The sequence below is a fragment of the Aequorivita marina genome (assembly GCF_031631895.2).
Taxonomy (GTDB): Bacteria; Bacteroidota; Bacteroidia; order Flavobacteriales; family Flavobacteriaceae; genus Aequorivita; species Aequorivita marina.
The window spans coordinates 699,197-715,140 of record NZ_JAVMBW020000001.1 but is presented as its reverse complement, the minus strand read 5'-3'; the positions used below and the strand labels follow the sequence as shown (position 1 = coordinate 715,140).

At 38.2% G+C, this 15,944-nt stretch carries 12 protein-coding genes and 1 tRNA gene; 8 read left to right on the top strand and 5 right to left on the bottom strand.

The window, feature by feature from the left end:
- Positions 1 to 387 precede the first annotated feature (387 nt).
- From QPK98_RS03215 to QPK98_RS03205, 3 genes are all read right to left on the bottom strand, one after another.
- Entirely contained in the window at positions 388 to 2,013 is a 1,626-nt protein-coding gene (locus tag QPK98_RS03215; RefSeq protein WP_310991559.1) for a S41 family peptidase, read from the bottom strand.
- The gene (locus tag QPK98_RS03210; protein ID WP_310991558.1) at positions 2,013 to 2,447 is read right to left on the bottom strand and encodes a deoxycytidylate deaminase; all 435 of its coding nucleotides are present in this window, start codon (positions 2,445 to 2,447) and stop codon (positions 2,013 to 2,015) included. Before QPK98_RS03210 ends, QPK98_RS03215 begins: the two co-directional genes overlap by 1 nt.
- 402 nt (positions 2,448 to 2,849) lie before the next feature.
- Positions 2,850 to 3,428, bottom strand: coding sequence for a HupE/UreJ family protein (locus QPK98_RS03205; protein ID WP_310991557.1), 579 nt, complete (start codon positions 3,426 to 3,428; stop codon positions 2,850 to 2,852).
- A gap of 327 nt (positions 3,429 to 3,755) precedes the next feature.
- Here QPK98_RS03205 and QPK98_RS03200 point away from each other — a divergent pair, with 327 nt between their 5' ends.
- Positions 3,756 to 5,129, top strand: a complete 1,374-nt coding sequence (locus QPK98_RS03200) for a GLUG motif-containing protein (protein ID WP_310991556.1) — start codon at positions 3,756 to 3,758, stop codon at positions 5,127 to 5,129.
- A gap of 126 nt (positions 5,130 to 5,255) precedes the next feature.
- Here the strand turns inward: QPK98_RS03200 and QPK98_RS03195 are convergent, their stop codons facing one another.
- Positions 5,256 to 6,986, bottom strand: coding sequence for an APC family permease (locus tag QPK98_RS03195; protein WP_310991555.1), 1,731 nt, complete (start codon positions 6,984 to 6,986; stop codon positions 5,256 to 5,258).
- A 254-nt stretch (positions 6,987 to 7,240) separates the two neighbouring features.
- Between QPK98_RS03195 and QPK98_RS03190 the strand changes: the two genes are divergently transcribed.
- Positions 7,241 to 8,692 (top strand): sodium:solute symporter family protein, encoded by a 1,452-nt coding sequence (locus tag QPK98_RS03190; protein ID WP_310991554.1) that lies wholly within the window; start codon positions 7,241 to 7,243, stop codon positions 8,690 to 8,692.
- 65 nt (positions 8,693 to 8,757) lie between these two features.
- On the opposite strand, the gene QPK98_RS03185 is transcribed toward QPK98_RS03190, so the two are convergent.
- Positions 8,758 to 8,839 (bottom strand) — tRNA-Leu (locus QPK98_RS03185).
- Positions 8,840 to 9,584: 745 nt separating this feature from the next.
- Here QPK98_RS03185 and QPK98_RS03180 point away from each other — a divergent pair.
- The 6 genes from QPK98_RS03180 (at position 9,585) to serS (ending at position 15,834) form a co-directional block, all read left to right on the top strand.
- Positions 9,585 to 10,523, top strand: a complete 939-nt coding sequence (locus tag QPK98_RS03180; protein ID WP_310991553.1) for a ribose-phosphate pyrophosphokinase — start codon at positions 9,585 to 9,587, stop codon at positions 10,521 to 10,523.
- 223 nt (positions 10,524 to 10,746) lie between these two features.
- Positions 10,747 to 11,388: a 50S ribosomal protein L25/general stress protein Ctc gene (locus tag QPK98_RS03175; protein ID WP_310991552.1), complete on the top strand. Its 642-nt coding sequence runs from the start codon at positions 10,747 to 10,749 to the stop codon at positions 11,386 to 11,388.
- A gap of 114 nt (positions 11,389 to 11,502) precedes the next feature.
- On the top strand, positions 11,503 to 12,135 hold the full coding sequence (pth, locus tag QPK98_RS03170) for an aminoacyl-tRNA hydrolase (protein WP_310991551.1): 633 nt from the start codon (positions 11,503 to 11,505) through the stop codon (positions 12,133 to 12,135).
- 2 nt (positions 12,136 to 12,137) lie between these two features.
- On the top strand, positions 12,138 to 13,070 hold the full coding sequence (locus QPK98_RS03165) for a bifunctional riboflavin kinase/FAD synthetase (RefSeq protein WP_310991550.1): 933 nt from the start codon (positions 12,138 to 12,140) through the stop codon (positions 13,068 to 13,070).
- On the top strand, positions 13,063 to 14,394 hold the full coding sequence (locus QPK98_RS03160; RefSeq protein WP_310991549.1) for an HTTM domain-containing protein: 1,332 nt from the start codon (positions 13,063 to 13,065) through the stop codon (positions 14,392 to 14,394). The genes QPK98_RS03165 and QPK98_RS03160 overlap by 8 nt, the downstream gene beginning before the upstream one ends.
- A 168-nt stretch (positions 14,395 to 14,562) precedes the next feature.
- Entirely contained in the window at positions 14,563 to 15,834 is a 1,272-nt protein-coding gene (gene serS / locus QPK98_RS03155) for a serine--tRNA ligase (RefSeq protein WP_310991548.1), read from the top strand.
- The last annotated feature ends 110 nt before the right edge of the window (positions 15,835 to 15,944 follow it).

Genomic DNA, 15,944 nt, shown 5'->3' with positions numbered 1-15,944 from the left:
TATAAATTTTTGACCTCCCACTTTCTGGCCTCGCTAGTGCGCGTCCCGACAATTGTCGGGGGTATCGCGTACCCTGCAAATACTTATTCATAATACTGAGGAGTCACCCTGCAACTCTTGGAGTATCGTGAATATAGTTTGCTGCAAATTACGGCTTGTTATGATCCAGAATTTAAAGATAGTTGTTTTTTAGAATATCAAAGTTTCTGAAGCAATCTTGTGTTAAAAGCAAGGGTGAGTCAATAATATTTTCAACCTAAATTGTATAAAACCACGAGATACAATCTCGCAACAGCTGGTCATCAAAAGGATTCGCGCGTCAGCGAGGAAATGGCAAATCCGTTGGCGTGAGCGTCTCGCTCGCGTCTTCTCTGGGTGGTAGTCTTTCTAATCTTCGTCTAATTGATCGCCGGTCTCTAGCTCCATGACTTTTAGGAGCATAGCGTCGTTTTGGTTTAAGATTTTTTCATAGCTATTGATGCCGAAGAGTTGCTGGGCAATGTTTGCCTTGAGAATCTGTTTTAATTCAGCGGTATAGTCAGATAGGTCAATCTGGGCTTCGTTAAACTTGGCGTATTCAATAAATTCTTCTGCTAGCTTATCATCTATCTTGAAGTCGTTTCTAAACTCCTTTAATTTCATGCCATTGAACAGGGTTCTGTTTTTATCGAGGTATTCAAAGATAAAATAACTCATAAACCCATGTCTTGAAACATATTGCAGTGTTTCGTTTTCCATGCTGGTGTCTTTTGGCACAAAAACATCTGGAATAATACCCCCGCCACCGTAAACCACTTTTCCTTCTGGGGTTACATATTTTAAGGAATCTGCTACCTTTATGCTGTCTGCGTGAATCAACTCGCCATTTCGGTAGCGTTTTTCATAATCGCTGTAATAAGTGTCGTTCCCATTGCCATAAGGTCTTTGAATGGAACGCCCGGTTGGGGTGTAATATCGTGCTATTGTTAATCGTACCGCACTACCATCGCCTAGAGACATTTCGCGCTGTACCAGGCCTTTACCAAAAGAACGGCGACCAATAATAGTTCCTTTGTCGTTGTCTTGTAGCGCACCAGCAATAATTTCACTCGCCGATGCAGAGTTTTCATTGATCAATACATAGAGTTTTCCATGTTCAAAATCGCCTTTTCTGGTAGCGTATGATTTGTTGATATCGCCATTCTTGTTTTTAGTGATAAGCACCAACTTATCTTTTTCTAGAAATTCGTCAACCACGCGTTCGGCAGTAGAGATATAACCTCCGGGATTATCCCTAAGATCTAAAATTAGCTTGGTAACGTCTTGGTCTTGGAGTTTGTCTAATGCTTTTTTAAACTCCTTGTAGGTAGTCTCTGAGAATCGATTTAGCTTTATATATCCAAGATCATCTGATACCTTATAGGAGGCATCAACGCTAACAAGAGGCACTCGTTTTCGCTTTACGTTAATTTCTAGGGTTTTGGCTTCACTTGGGCGATAAACAGATAAGGCTACTTTACTATTTATTTCACCTTTTAAATACTTAGTAATGCTATCGCGTTCAACCAATTCGCCAAACAATTTCTTTCCATCGGCATAGGTGATTCTGTCCCCACCTTTTATTCCTGCTTTTTCCGCAGGGCCACCATCTATGGTACGAATAACGGCAATAGAGTCTTTGTAGATGTAAAAACTTACTCCAATACCCGTAAAGGCACCCCGCATATCATCGGCGGTATGGGCGTATTGGCTTTTTGGAATATAAACGGAATGTGGATCTAGGTTTTCAAGAATTCCATTTACCGTAACATCAACAATGCTATCGGTATTTACGTCGTCAACGTATTCGTAATCAATGTAATCTATTAGCCGGTTGAGCTTGTCTTTTTTAGAGCTGGTGGCAAATATCTTTTCCGTTTTGTCATTAAAGTTTAGCTTAGATCCAATAAAAACACCCACGGCCAGCGCCAGTCCAATCCATAGTGGCAGGTATTTTCTTTGTTTACCGCCCGTTGTTTCCGTGTTTTTTTCCATTATTCCAATTCCAAATCTGGAATGTGCTCAATGCTTACCCCAGCCTTTTTCAGAAAAGCAATGCCTGCATTATCTTTATATTCCCTTAAATAAACAATGCGTTTAATGCCGGCTTGGTGTACCAGTTTGCTACATTCTTTACAGGGCGACATGGTAATGTAAAGCGTTGCATCTTGGCAGGATTGGGTAGAGGATGCAACTTTTAAGATTGCGTTTGCTTCGGCGTGGAGCACATACCATTTTGTAGCGCCGTCATTGTCTTCGCATATATTTTCAAAACCTGTAGGCGTACCGTTGTAGCCATCGCTGATTATCATTTTATCCTTTACAATAATGGCGCCTACTTGTCTTCGTTTGCAATAAGACAATTTTCCCCATTCTCTTGCCATTCTAAGATAGGCAATGTCGTATTTGCGTTGTTTGTTGAGGTTCATCTTGATATATACTTTGCGAAATTAATGTGAAGTTAGACTTCTGCCAAAAAAATCCTTGTTAACTATTTGCCAAATGAATGCGTTTCTTTTTAAACTTCAAAATCTATGTAAATAACCATTAGTGTCCGACAAAGATGTACGACCGCTTCGCTAAATGACTAACGACGTACGACTAGAATTGTAAAGTCTTGATAATTAGGTTAATTCCGTTACACATATTTTTAAAATGTTTATCCTTTATTGGAATCTCAATAGCAAGGTGTTATATTTTAATATTATTCTAAAAGCTTACTATTGTTGAAACAAGTGGTTTTTTAATTATTTTAATCGGACACTACTAATAAATAACGGTATAGCTGTGGCTGTAATTATTTATAAGTGATTATATTCCAGAAAGCTGAATTAAAAAATCCAATTTTCAATGAGCATGGGGATTGTCATTCCAATGACTAGAGAAGAAACAACTAAAATCCAATCTCTTTTCTTAAACCCGAATACACGTTGAAATATAAAGGCAGTTATTAAAAATACAAGCACCACAATAAGCTGTGAGGCTTCGATGCCTAAAGCGAATTCTAGCAATGGTAAAATTTCATTTCCGCTGTCTAAGGCGTTGAAAAATGAGGCAAAACCCATTCCATGAATCAGTCCAAAGAAAATAGTGACAATATAATACACGCCAATTTTCTGGGTTTGTTTCTTCTTGTTGGCACCAAAAATATTGATAAGCGCCGTTATTAAAATGGTAATGGGGATTAAAAACTCAATTAAACTTGAGGAAACGCTTACCACATTGTAATTGGACAAGATTAAGGATAAGGTATGGCCAATTGTAAATAGGGTAACAAGAATCAAAATCCTTTTCCAAGACGAAAAATTATAAGCAGCGCATAACACTATTAAAAACAGAATGTGATCGTAGGCTTTCCAGTCTAGCACATGTTCAAGACCGAGATTAAAATACAGCCAGAAATCGGACATTTAGGAGGAGTTATGATGATTTCTCCAAATATAGTGATTGTAGAGAAAACCTCAATAGTATTTACAGTTCAAAATTAATTTAGCATTGCTCGGGATATTTTATAATTATAAACAAATATTTTTAAAGTAATTAATTATGAGTTTTACATTCAGTTTTGTTTTAAAACGAGAATACGTATGCTGTTTTGGTAGAATGTTTGTGAAATATTTAAATACTTTGACAAAACGGCCAAGTCTTAAAGCTATTGGCATAACATATTCGAAGTAAGGCATTTGTTAGCACAATAATTTATAGATAGATTTGTCGAAAATCCCTAAAATTTAATGATGAAAAAATTACAAACCTTTTTAGTATTACTTCTAGTATCAGTAACTGTTGCTGAAGCTCAAACTTACCCCACAACGTTATGGAGTGATGTTGCTGACACAAGTTGGTACAATGCCAACCAAGATGAATTTACCATTTCCACGGCCGAAGAATTTGCCGGTGTTGCACAGTTAGTTGCAGATGGAAATACATTTGAAAACAAAACAATTACTATTGGTGCTGCCATAGACCTAGATGGAAATCTATGGACGCCAATTGGAGCTTATCCAGAACTTTTCGCAGGGGAGGTTGAAGGAAATAACCATACAATAAGCAACTTATGGATCAATCTTCCAGATGCTGATTTTGCTGGCCTTTTTGGCTACACCCAAGCTGCATCTTTTAGTGATATCCATTTGGATACCGTAAATATTATAGGCTTTGATAGTGTTGGAAGCTTGGTAGCAAACCTTTTTGATAATGGTTCTATCGAAGACTGTAGTGCTATAAATATAGCAGTAACCGGAAATAATAATACGGGTGGTCTTGTAGGTGGAATTGTGCAAAACTCCGTTGTTTCTAACAGCCATGCTAATGGCGACGTTGTTGGAGAGACTCAAGTGGGCGGTTTAGCCGGTTCTGGATTTTCGAATGCTGAAATTGAAGAGTGTTATTCTGAAGGAACCGTTTCAGCCACCTTTTTGGTGGGCGGTCTTGTTGGCGGTTTTCCGTTTGCGTTTTCAGGAACAAGTACGGTTGAAGACAGTTACAGTCGTTCAACAGTAACAGCAGCAAATGAGCGCGCAGGTGGTCTTATTGGCGGTGCCGATAACGGACTTCATGTGGAAGATTCGTATTCAACTGGATCTGCAACGGCTCTTGATTTTGCTGGTGGTGTAATTGGTTTCTGGGGAAATATTACTATGGAAAACATGTATTTTGATACAGAATCTTCTGGTATGACCGAAGGCGTAGGTGGTTTTGGAGGTGCTCCAATTACCCCAGATATTACTGAGAAAACAACAGCTGAAATGAAAACCTCTGAAATGGTAGATTTGCTTAATGCTGATTCTCCAGACGGTCCGTGGTCAATAGACCCTAACACAAACGATGGTTACCCAATTTTGAATTTTGTTTTGGGAACTCAAGAAAACAGTTTTGATGCTACTTCGGTAAAAGTTTACCCAACGGTATTTAACACAGAATTTACGGTTTCTTCAAGCATGCAATTGAATGCTTATAGAATTTATAGCCTATCAGGAGCACTTATTGCCTCAGGTTCGCTAGATGGAAATACCACAACGGTTTCGGCAACTAGTCTTTCAACTGGCGTATATATCTTAAAGATTCGCGGGGCGGAAGGAATGATTTCAAAAAGAATCATTAAAAAGTAAATTATTTGAAGCTTTAAAACTTCACTATTTAAATTTCAAAAAAAATCCCTAGAGCCTTCTGGGGATTTTTTTATGGATTGTGAATAGACTTAATAAAGTGGAGTTGCGATAGTTATTCAGATTGTATTAAATAATCACACGCACTTCGCCCAATTGCTGAATTTTATACGGGAAATCTTCGCCAGGCGCACCGATAAACATAAAATTGATGGGAATTCCCCAGCGTTTTGAAAGCTCCTTGATTTTTTCGGGCCCAAATTCGCCAGTTTCCTTTATAAATTGAATATTGATATTGGGATAAGCGCGATTCAGCACTTTTATGTCAGATTCTAAGTTTGGTGCTACGTGATTCCCATCCTTGATTACCGCAACAATTTTTAAGTTCTTGGTGGGTTCGTTCGCTTTAATATAGAGCATAACCCTGTTTAGGGTTTCCACATTGTCGTTATTGGTAAAGAAAATAAAACTGCGGCTGGTTATGGCATTCAGCTTTTCTTTTGTAACCCGATTCCACGTTTTAAAGAACGGGCTGTCGTCTGGGGCTATATAGTCTATAAAAAGCAATGACAACTTGAGGATACGTTTGTGGTACAACATAAAAAACACTACCAAAAGCGTAGGTATTAAATATTCAAAAAAGGTAATCAGAAACTTAGGGTTCAGTAAAATGTTTCCTACCAAGGCAGCGATTACGGCTGCAATTGCAACAATAACGCCTAAATAAGTGGCGCGTTCTGGTCTGGGTAGTTGTTTTCGGTTTAGCTTCAACAGCAAGTTACCAATTCCAAAGAGTGCCATTACAGTTAAAAAAGCAATGGTATAGACTCCTGCCAGCGCGGGCAGATCGCCATGGGTTACAAGCAAGATAGAAGTGCACAATACAAAAAATAAAATATAGATAAAATAAGGACTCTTTCTCTTGTTTCGCTTTAAAAGAAAACTAGGAAGAATACGATCAAGGGCCATACGCTCCATTAGCCCGCCAACACCTACAAACGAAGTAAGAACGGCGCCGCTAAGTACCAAAGCTGCATCAATACCTATTAGCGTGGCGAGCCAATTTCCGCCCGATGTTTCGCCTAAAAAAGAAAGTAGGGCATCTTGATTATTGTTGATCAATTCCTGCGGAAGTAACCCCAATGCCAAAAACGCTATCAGCGGATTGAAAACACTCACAACAATCCACATATTTCGCAAGGTTTTTGGAAAAACGCCTGGCTTTTGTTCTTCCACATAATTAGCAGAGCTTTCAAAACCACTTATACCGAGCATAGCGGCAGAAAAACCCAAGAATAGCGCTGTGGTTATGCTACCCCCAACAGGCATTTTAAAGTTTGCAAGTAGCGTTTCAAAACCATTGCTAAAGAAAAAATAGATACAGAATCCACACAACAGGGTTAAGGAGAATAGATGGAAAAGAAAAATAGCAATAGCCACTTTTGAAGATTCCCCAATGCCGAGTATTACCAAGCCCATAAAGAACAATAAGAGCCCGATGGTTACTGGAAAAACAGGTATTGCTTCCCATACGCTATGTGCGTATTTTACGGCTTCGCTGCCAGAAAGCACGGCGGTCGCCATATAGGAAAGTACGGTTAAAGCAGCGGCAACGGAGGCTGTAGATTTTTTGGTGGTATTTAAAAGTGCGTTGTAAGCACCGCCGTTTAATGGCAGTGCGCCAACTACTTCGCCATATATTCTTCGAAATAAAAATAAGACAACGGCAACTATTAAAAGCGAAATCCAAGCGTATTGTCCTGCATAAAAAATGGCCAATGCCGAAACGTATAAACAAGAAGAACTTATGTCGTTCCCACAAATGGCAGTAGCTTCCAGTTGATTTAGTTTTTTCGGCATGTGTTTAAAGTTGAGGTACTTAAAGGTAGTAATACCATGTTTTTCATTTAAAAAGACTATGTTAAAATTTCGAAAACTACGATTACCACTTTGTTTAGGTTGATGAATTAAATTTCCGTAATCAATAAGCAGGACGAATAATGTTGTCTATTTTTGACCCTTTTTGTGAATTAACCGCAACTGGCATCTAATTATCGTGGTTTTATCAGGTAATGATTTTGGGTGATAGTTAGCAAATAGAAGAACCAAAAATATTGGAGCGAGCAAGTATTATAATTTTATTCCTTTCCCTTTATTTAATTGCAATAATTGGGGTAGGAATTTGGAATAGAAAGAGTGAAACCAGCGAAGATTATTTTTTGGCTTCTCGTAAGTTGCCCGCTTGGCTGTTGGCTATAACTTTTGTCGCTTCTTGGTGGGGTGGGGGTTCGGCTATAGATCTAGTGGATCACGCTCATAAAAACGGGCTAAACTCATTTTGGATTTATGGGGTTCCGGTGCTTATTGCTACGGCTTTAATGTATCTTTTTGCAAAAGGTATAAGGAATGTAGGCACTATCTCGCAGCCGCAGTTAATGGAGCAACGCTATAATAGTACGGTTTCACTTTTGCTGACCGTCTTTATTATAATTTTTATGGTTATCGCTGCCGCCGTACAAGTTATCGTGGTTGGGAAGTTCTTTAATGCCTTTTTTGATATGAGCTATCAAACAGGAGCTACTTTGGGAGCGCTTATAGTCTTGATATATTCACTCTTTGGTGGGTTTAAAGGCGTGGTACTCACAGATTTCCTGCAATTCCTGTTTTTTCTTTTTACTGTTATATTTCTGTTTTATGTTACTTATGATCAATCGGGAGGGATTGCGGCGGTAACAGCCACAGCAATTGAAAACGAAAAACTTGGTTATACCTCCTTTTTTAACAATGTGGCAGATAACCTGGCCTATGTGATAACTTTTGGTACTTCATGGATGATTCAGGCGAATATCTGGCAACGTATTTCTGCAGCCAAAAAAGCTACAGATGCCAAAAAAATGATGCTGTTGAGTTTCTTCGCCTTTATTCCACTTTATTTAATGGTTACCTATACCGGAATGTTTTCTTCCGTAATTTACGATGTGGTGCCAGAAACGGGCATAATTCCAGATTTAATTAGCAATATTCCCAACCCCATTTTAAGTTCGCTTCTGTTTGTTGGCTTATGCGCCGCGATTATGTCAACTATGGATTCACTAATAAACACAGGAGCGCTTTCCTTAACCGTAGATGTTTATCAAAAATACATTAACCCCAACCTAAGTTCGCGGCACAGCGTGGTGGTTGGTAGGCTTTCAACATTTATTATGTGTGCGCTTTCGTTGGTTATCGCGTTAAAAATTCAATCGGTTTTAACCATTTCGTGGATAGGGTCTGATTTTTTAACCAGCGGTGCCTTTATTCCGTTGGTATTTGGGTTTTTATGGGTGAGAGGGACGTCTAAAGCCGCTACTATCTCTATGTTGTTTGGGTTAGTTTTCTCTACTTATAATCTTTTGGTAGCGCTGGGAGTAGATCTTCCAATTGCTTGGGAAATAGCTTCCGTACAACAAGCTTTAATAGGAATTTCCATATCACTTGGTCTTTATGTGGGGGTAAGCTTACTGACTAAGTCCGATACGGAGAAAAGTAGAAGATTTATTCGGAAGGCGAATATTTTGAATCGATGATTAGATCTAAACAATTCCTACTTTAAAAGAAAAAGCCTCAACGTTTAAGTTAAGGCTTTCTGCTGTACTCGAGGCGGGACTTGAACCCGCACGTCCGAAGACATTGGATTTTGAATCCAACGTGTCTACCAATTCCACCACTCGAGCTTATTAGTATTTTATTTTTAACTCTAGTTAGTCTACCATTCCGATAGCTATCGGAACCACCACTCGAGCAAATTAGGACGGCAAAAATAAACAATTAATTGTAAAGTATTCAAAATTTATCTAGAGTATTTTGGGTAATTTTAAAATAAATTTTCGGATTGATTCTTTGGAGAGTAATTTGGAAAAAATGAAGAAGCCATACATTTATATGGTTCTGAATTCTGCGTCCGGTTGTCTTCGGTTATATTAATATTCCCTTCTAATAGTGTCCGATTAAAGAAATAAAAATAGTCGTGTCCGACTAAGATATAAGACTGCGCTGAAAGACATAAGACTTGCTTTTTAATAGCTTGAAAACTAGATAAAATTGATTAAACATACTTTTTAATTGATAAATTTTGATGCTAAGTATAACAGCATGGTGTCATTAAATAAAAAATATTCTAATTGCCTATTATCTGTGACTCAACAAATTTTCTCACTCTTTTAATCGGACACTAATGAAATAAAAACCTAATTGCTTCAATAATAGTTCATTTTCAGGGTGTTTTTAAAAAGGAAAGCTTGCTTTTGAAACCTTAATTAAAAATGACCATTTCAAAGTACATGAAATGGAGGTAACCTAATTATTAGATTATTGCAATTCTAGTCGTACGTCTTAATATTCTCTTCTTATTAAGAATGATTATTTCCAAATCACTACCGATTAATTTTTACCTTTGTAGCCTAATCAAATAAACAGACCATGCCAACCATCGCACCAGACCCGAAAATTTTTGCTTGTAAACAAAGTGAAGCTCTTGCTACAGATATAGCCAAAGCTTTTGGAATACCCTTGGGTAAAGTAATAACCTCTCATTATAGCGATGGCGAATTTCAGCCTTCTTTTGAAGAATCAGTACGAGGTGCACGTGTTTTTTTAATTGGATCAACATTTCCCAATAGCGACCATTTAATGGAGCTTTTGTTGATGATTGATGCCGCAAAACGCTCTTCTGCCCGCCATATTACTGCTGTACTGCCTTATTTTGGTTGGGCAAGACAGGACCGTAAAGATAAACCCCGTGTTCCTATTGCTGCAAAATTAGTAGCTAAAATGCTTGAAACTGCGGGTGCTACGCGTATTATTACCATGGATTTGCACGCAGACCAAATTCAAGGATTTTTTGAAAAACCGGTTGACCACCTTTTTGGTTCTACCATATTTTTGCCTTATGTAAAAAGTCTAAAACTAGACAACCTTACAATCGCTTCGCCAGATATGGGTGGTTCTAAACGCGCTTATGCCTATTCCAAATTTTTGGAAAGCGATGTGGTAATTTGCTACAAGCAACGTGAAAAGGCCAATGTAATATCCTATATGGAATTGATTGGGGAAGTAAAGGGGAAGAACGTGGTTTTGGTCGATGATATGGTAGATACTGCCGGGACACTGACTACAGCTGCCGATTTAATGATGGAGCGCGGCGCATTAAGCGTTCGTGCGGTCTGTACGCATCCATTACTTTCTGGAAACGCCTATGAGCGAATAGAAAAATCGCAAATGGTTGAATTGATTGTTTCAGATTCTATCCCTACAAAGCCCCATAAAAAAATTAGAGTGATAAGTTGTGCAGAGCTATTTGCCGATGTTATGCTAAGCGTAAATGCAAACAAATCTATAAGTGGCAAGTTTTTAATGTAATGTTTTCGCTTTCTATATAAGGGGGCGATAACTAGCTTTTTATTTCAGCTAAATTATTGGCCTACTTTAATTTGGACTTAGTCTTTAGTCTAACGTCTTGCTTCCTATTTCTTTTTCAAAAATATTAAAAGCAAAAAATTGTATTTCAAAAATAAAATCTATCTTTGCACTCCTTAAAAAACAGCTTTTTAGGGAATTTTTACTAATATAATTTTATAGAAAAATGAAATCCATTACAATTAAAGGATCACAAAGAGAAAGCGTGGGCAAAAAAGCAACAAAAGCCTTGCGTAATGCTGATATGGTTCCTTGCGTAGTTTACGGCGGGGATGAGACTATCAGTTTTGCAGCAGAAGAGATTGCATTTAAAGACTTGATTTACACTCCAAACGTACACACCGTTGTAATTGATATGGGCGATACGCATGTGAAAGCTGTTCTTCAAGATATTCAATTTCACCCAGTTACGGATCGTATTCTTCACATTGATTTTTACCAAATTTTTGATGATAAGGAAGTTTCTATGGAGGTTCCAGTTCGTATTACCGGTAATGCCGTTGGTGTTAAAAATGGAGGTGTATTACGTATTGTTTCCCGTAAGCTTCGTGTGAAAGCAATTCCAGATAATCTTCCAGATTTTATTGAGGCAGATATCTCAAAGATGAAAATTGGCGATAACATTGATGTTAGCACGATGAATCAAGATGGTTTCATTATTCAACATTCAGACGATACGGTAATATGTCAAGTTAGAACTTCTCGTACTGCAATTGTTGATGAAGTTGATGAAGATGAAGAAGGCGAATCAGCCGAAGGAGAAGAAGCTCCAGGTGCAGATGCAGATGACGCAGCAGCAAAGGAATAACTCTTTTTAAAAGATAAGTGAAAAGCATCCTGTTAAATCAGGGTGCTTTTTTTATTTTTACCACGTACAAGATTTAAGATTGAAGGTTGATGCCAATTACAGGTAAAAAAGATTATGCTGTCATTTTTAAGAAAATTGTTTTCAGCAAAAGCTGACCAAATTAGTTTAGAGGAAGATCCAATGAAAAAATTTCTTATTGTAGGCTTAGGAAATATAGGTCCTAAATATGCAAACACGCGCCATAACATCGGTTTTAAAATTCTTGATTTCTATGCCGAAAAAAACGAATTAGTCTGGGAAACTGCAAAATTGGGCGATATTACCACCCATAAGGTAAAAGGAAGGACTTTTATTTTTCTAAAACCAAGTACGTTTATGAATTTAAGTGGAAAAGCTGTAAATTATTGGCTTGAAAAGGCGAAAGTTCCTATAGAAAATATGTTGGTAATAACAGACGATTTAAACCTGGCCTTTGGAACCATCCGCATTAAAGCAAAAGGTAGCGATGGAGGCCATAATGGGCTAAAAGATATTCAGAATACACTGCAAACTGCAAAGTACAATCGTTTTCGGTTTGGCATTAGTGATGCTTTTTCAAAAGGAAGACAAGTAGATTATGTTTTAGGAGAATGGGAAGCAGAGGAAGAAAAACAACTGCCCGAACGTTTGGAAGTGAGCTGCAATATTATCGAATCTTTTGCTCTTGCGGGAATGAACATAACAATGAACACGTTTAACGGAAAATAATTTTGAAAAAGTATTCTTCGGCCTCCGCTTATAAAAATGACCGTCAAAGTGTTGTTACCATTGGCACCTTTGATGGCGTACACCTAGGCCATAAAGCTATTTTAAAGCGTTTGGTAGAAACGGCTAAAAAAGATAATCTAGATTCGGTTGTACTTACTTTTTTTCCGCACCCTAGAATGGTGCTTCAGCAAAATTCCGATATCAAACTTATAAACACGATAGATGAACGCAGTCAACTGCTAGAAGAAACAGGGCTTGATAATTTGGTGGTACATCCGTTTACCTATGCTTTTTCAAGATTGACGGCTTTACAATATGTACGCGATATTTTGGTAAACAGCCTAAAAGCTAAAAAAATAATTATTGGCTATGACCATCGCTTTGGAAGAAATAGAACGGCCGATATCGAGGATTTAAAGGAATTTGGAAAAACCTATGATTTTGAAGTCGAAGAAATTTCGGCAAAGGAATTAGATGATGTCGCAATCAGCTCTACTAAGGTTCGCAAAGCATTAAACAGCGGAAATATTGAAGCCGCAAATAACTTTCTTGGGTATAATTTTATGATTTCTGGCGAAGTGGTAAAAGGAAAAGCCATTGGCCGAACCATTAATTACCCCACGGCAAATCTTAAGTTGAAAGCTGAGTATAAGCTCGTTCCCAAAAATGGAGTTTATATTGTGCAAACGCATATCAACAATAAAAAGTACTTCGGGATTACCAGTATTGGAACCAATCCTACCGTTGGCGGTACAGAAAAAACGATTGAAACCCATTTTTTAGATTTCGATAAAGATTTATACGGTACCGAAATTACCATTGAATTTCTAAAGTTTATTCGCGATGAGGCTAACTTTGAATCACTAGAAATCTTGCGCAAAGCAATTGAAAACGATGAGCATTTTGCCAAACAGTATATAAAGAAAGGTGAATAAATTTCTATTTAAACAGATAGATAATACAGGATTAGTTCTTTTTAGGGCAGTCTTTGGCCTTTTGATTGCTACCGAAGCAATTGGTGCCATTTTTACGGGTTGGGTACGGCGTACCTTGGTGGAGCCGCCATTTACATTTAACTTTATTGGCTTCGATTTTCTGCAATACCTCCAGGGCGATTTAATGTATTACTATTTTATAGTAATGGGGGTTTTCGGCATTTTCGTGATGCTGGGCTATAAATACCGCTTTAGTATGATTGCCTATGCAATACTTTGGACCGGTGTTTATTTAATGCAAAAATCCAACTACAACAACCATTATTACCTAATGATGCTATTGTGCTGGATAATGGCCTTCTTGCCTGCAAATAGGTGGTTTTCATTAGATGCGAAAATAAATCCTGAAATGAAAAGTTCGGCAATGCCCAGATGGGTGCTGCTAATTTTAATTCTGCAAGTTTGGATTGTTTACACCTTTGCTGCCGTAGCCAAACTTTATCCAGATTGGCTCGATGCTTCCATGGCTAAACTGTTGATGAGCGGTAAAAGTAATTATTGGTTGGTTGGCGATGTTTTGCAGGAAAATTGGGTGCATTGGACGATAGCCTATACCGGTATTTTTTTCGACCTGCTCATAGTGCCACTACTGTTGTGGAAGCGCACGCGAATGTGGGGTTTTGTTATTTCAGTATTCTTCCACCTTTTTAACTCGGTTATTTTTCAGATTGGCATTTTTCCATATATGTCCATTGCCTTCGCCTTGTTTTTCTTTTCTTCGGAAACCCTACAAAAGCGTTTTCTTCCGAAGAAAAAATTATATACCGGAAACGAGCTAATCGTACCAAAACATAAAGGTTTGATTGTTGGTGTGTTTTCAATCTATTTTTTATTTCAGCTCGGCCTTCCCTTGCGGCATTGGTTTTTTAAAGATGATGTGTTGTGGACCGAAGAAGGTCACCGGCTTAGTTGGCGGATGATGCTACGTTCAAAAAGCGGCACCTTGCGAGTTTATGTGGCCGATAAAAACACGGAAGAAAAGAAGCTTTACGGTTATCACAAACTCCTTGGCCCCAAACAACAAACTTCAGTAACTACAAAGCCAGATATAATGTGGCAATTGGCACAAAAGATAAAAAAGGTAGAAGCCGAAAAAGGAAGAGACGTCGCTGTTTATATGGAAGCTAGAGTTAGAGTGAATTACGGAAATTTCCATCCTTTTACTGACCCCAATATAGATATAGCGGCTGAAGAATGGCACCCGTTTAAACATACCGACTGGATACTACCTTCGCCCGAGGGTTTTGCCGATAGCGCAAAATAGTAGCTTACTGTAAAGCTTCGCAAAAACTTCAATACCTCTTTCCTGCGAATATTTGAGCTTCTAAAAAGCTAAAAGAAAAATAAATGAACTTTATCTATAAAATAAGACCCTAAGGTTTTGAAAACCATTTGGGTCTTGCGTAACTTAGCGGCTTTAAAAATTTAGAATATGCTACAAGTAACCAACATTCGCGAAAACAAGGAAAAATATGTAAAAGCACTTGCCAAACGTGGTATTGATGCGGCTTCCTCTTTAGAAGAAGTTTTAACTTTAGATGAAGAACGTCGCGGTCTGCAAGGACAGCTGGATGAGGTTTTGGCAAAAAGTAATTCCTATTCAAAAGAAATTGGGAAGCTTTTTAAAAGTGGGGAAGTAGAAAAAGCCAATACATTAAAATCAGAAACAGTTGCTTTAAAGGAGACTTCAAAGCAATTGAATGAGAAAATGATGGCCGCCGCCGAAAAACTTCAAGAGTTGCTTTATACGCTTCCAAACATCCCGAATGACTTAGTGCCTGCCGGAACCGATGAAAACGATAACGAAGAAATTTTTTCGGAAGGAGATGTGCCCAAGCTTTTTGATGGCGCCCTACCGCACTGGGAGCTTGCAAAAAAGTACGATCTAATTGATTTTGAACTAGGGGTAAAAATTACCGGAGCCGGTTTTCCGGTTTTTAAAGGAAAAGGAGCGCGTTTACAACGTGCCTTGATTGCATACTTTTTAGATAAAAACACAACAGCTGGTTATACCGAAGTGCAAGTGCCGTTAATGGTTAACGAGGCTTCGGGCTATGGAACCGGACAGTTGCCAGATAAAGAAGGCCAGATGTACCATGTTGGGGTTGATGATTTATATTTAATCCCTACATCAGAGGTGCCTATAACCAATATGTATCGCGGTGATTTACTAAATAAGGTCGATTTGCCCATTTCTTGCACCAGTTACACACCGTGTTTCCGTCGTGAAGCGGGGAGCTATGGTGCCCATGTGCGCGGATTGAACCGTTTGCATCAATTTGATAAAGTTGAGTTGGTTCGTATTGAGCATCCCGATAATTCCTATGCTGCTTTAGATGGAATGGTAGCCCATGTAAAAGATATACTGCAAGAGTTAAAATTACCGTATAGAATCCTTCGCCTCTGTGGTGGTGATCTAGGTTTTACATCTGCCCTTACTTATGATTTTGAAGTGTTTTCAACAGCACAGGATCGCTGGTTGGAAATTTCTTCAGTTTCAAACTTTGAAACATTTCAGGCTAATCGTCTAAAGTTGCGTTTTAAAGATACCGACGGAAAAAATAAACTGGTACATACGCTTAACGGAAGTTCTTTGGCCTTGCCACGAGTTTTGGCTGGAATTCTTGAAAACTACCAAACTGAAGACGGTATAAAAATCCCAGAAGTTTTGGTACCGTATTGCGGCTTCGATTTTATAGGTTAGAAATTTTCGATACGAATACACGAAATATTTTTAACGTAGGCGCGCCAATTATCGAGCACCTACGTTTTCGGAATAATAGGCAAAGTAAAACTAAACCCCCAAAGCTCTCG

Bases quoted from the DNA above. Each gene is read 5' to 3' on its own strand.
- QPK98_RS03215 (WP_310991559.1), bottom strand. From the start codon at position 2,013: ATGGAAAAAAACACGGAAACAACGGGCGGTAAACAAAGAAAATACCTG.
- QPK98_RS03200 (WP_310991556.1), top strand. From the start codon at position 3,756: ATGAAAAAATTACAAACCTTTTTAGTATTACTTCTAGTATCAGTAACT.
- QPK98_RS03210 (WP_310991558.1), bottom strand. From the start codon at position 2,447: ATGAACCTCAACAAACAACGCAAATACGACATTGCCTATCTTAGAATG.
- pth (WP_310991551.1), top strand. From the start codon at position 11,503: ATGCTGTCATTTTTAAGAAAATTGTTTTCAGCAAAAGCTGACCAAATT.
- serS (WP_310991548.1), top strand. From the start codon at position 14,563: ATGCTACAAGTAACCAACATTCGCGAAAACAAGGAAAAATATGTAAAA.
- QPK98_RS03175 (WP_310991552.1), top strand. From the start codon at position 10,747: ATGAAATCCATTACAATTAAAGGATCACAAAGAGAAAGCGTGGGCAAA.
- QPK98_RS03205 (WP_310991557.1), bottom strand. From the start codon at position 3,428: ATGTCCGATTTCTGGCTGTATTTTAATCTCGGTCTTGAACATGTGCTA.
- QPK98_RS03180 (WP_310991553.1), top strand. From the start codon at position 9,585: ATGCCAACCATCGCACCAGACCCGAAAATTTTTGCTTGTAAACAAAGT.
- QPK98_RS03195 (WP_310991555.1), bottom strand. From the start codon at position 6,986: ATGCCGAAAAAACTAAATCAACTGGAAGCTACTGCCATTTGTGGGAAC.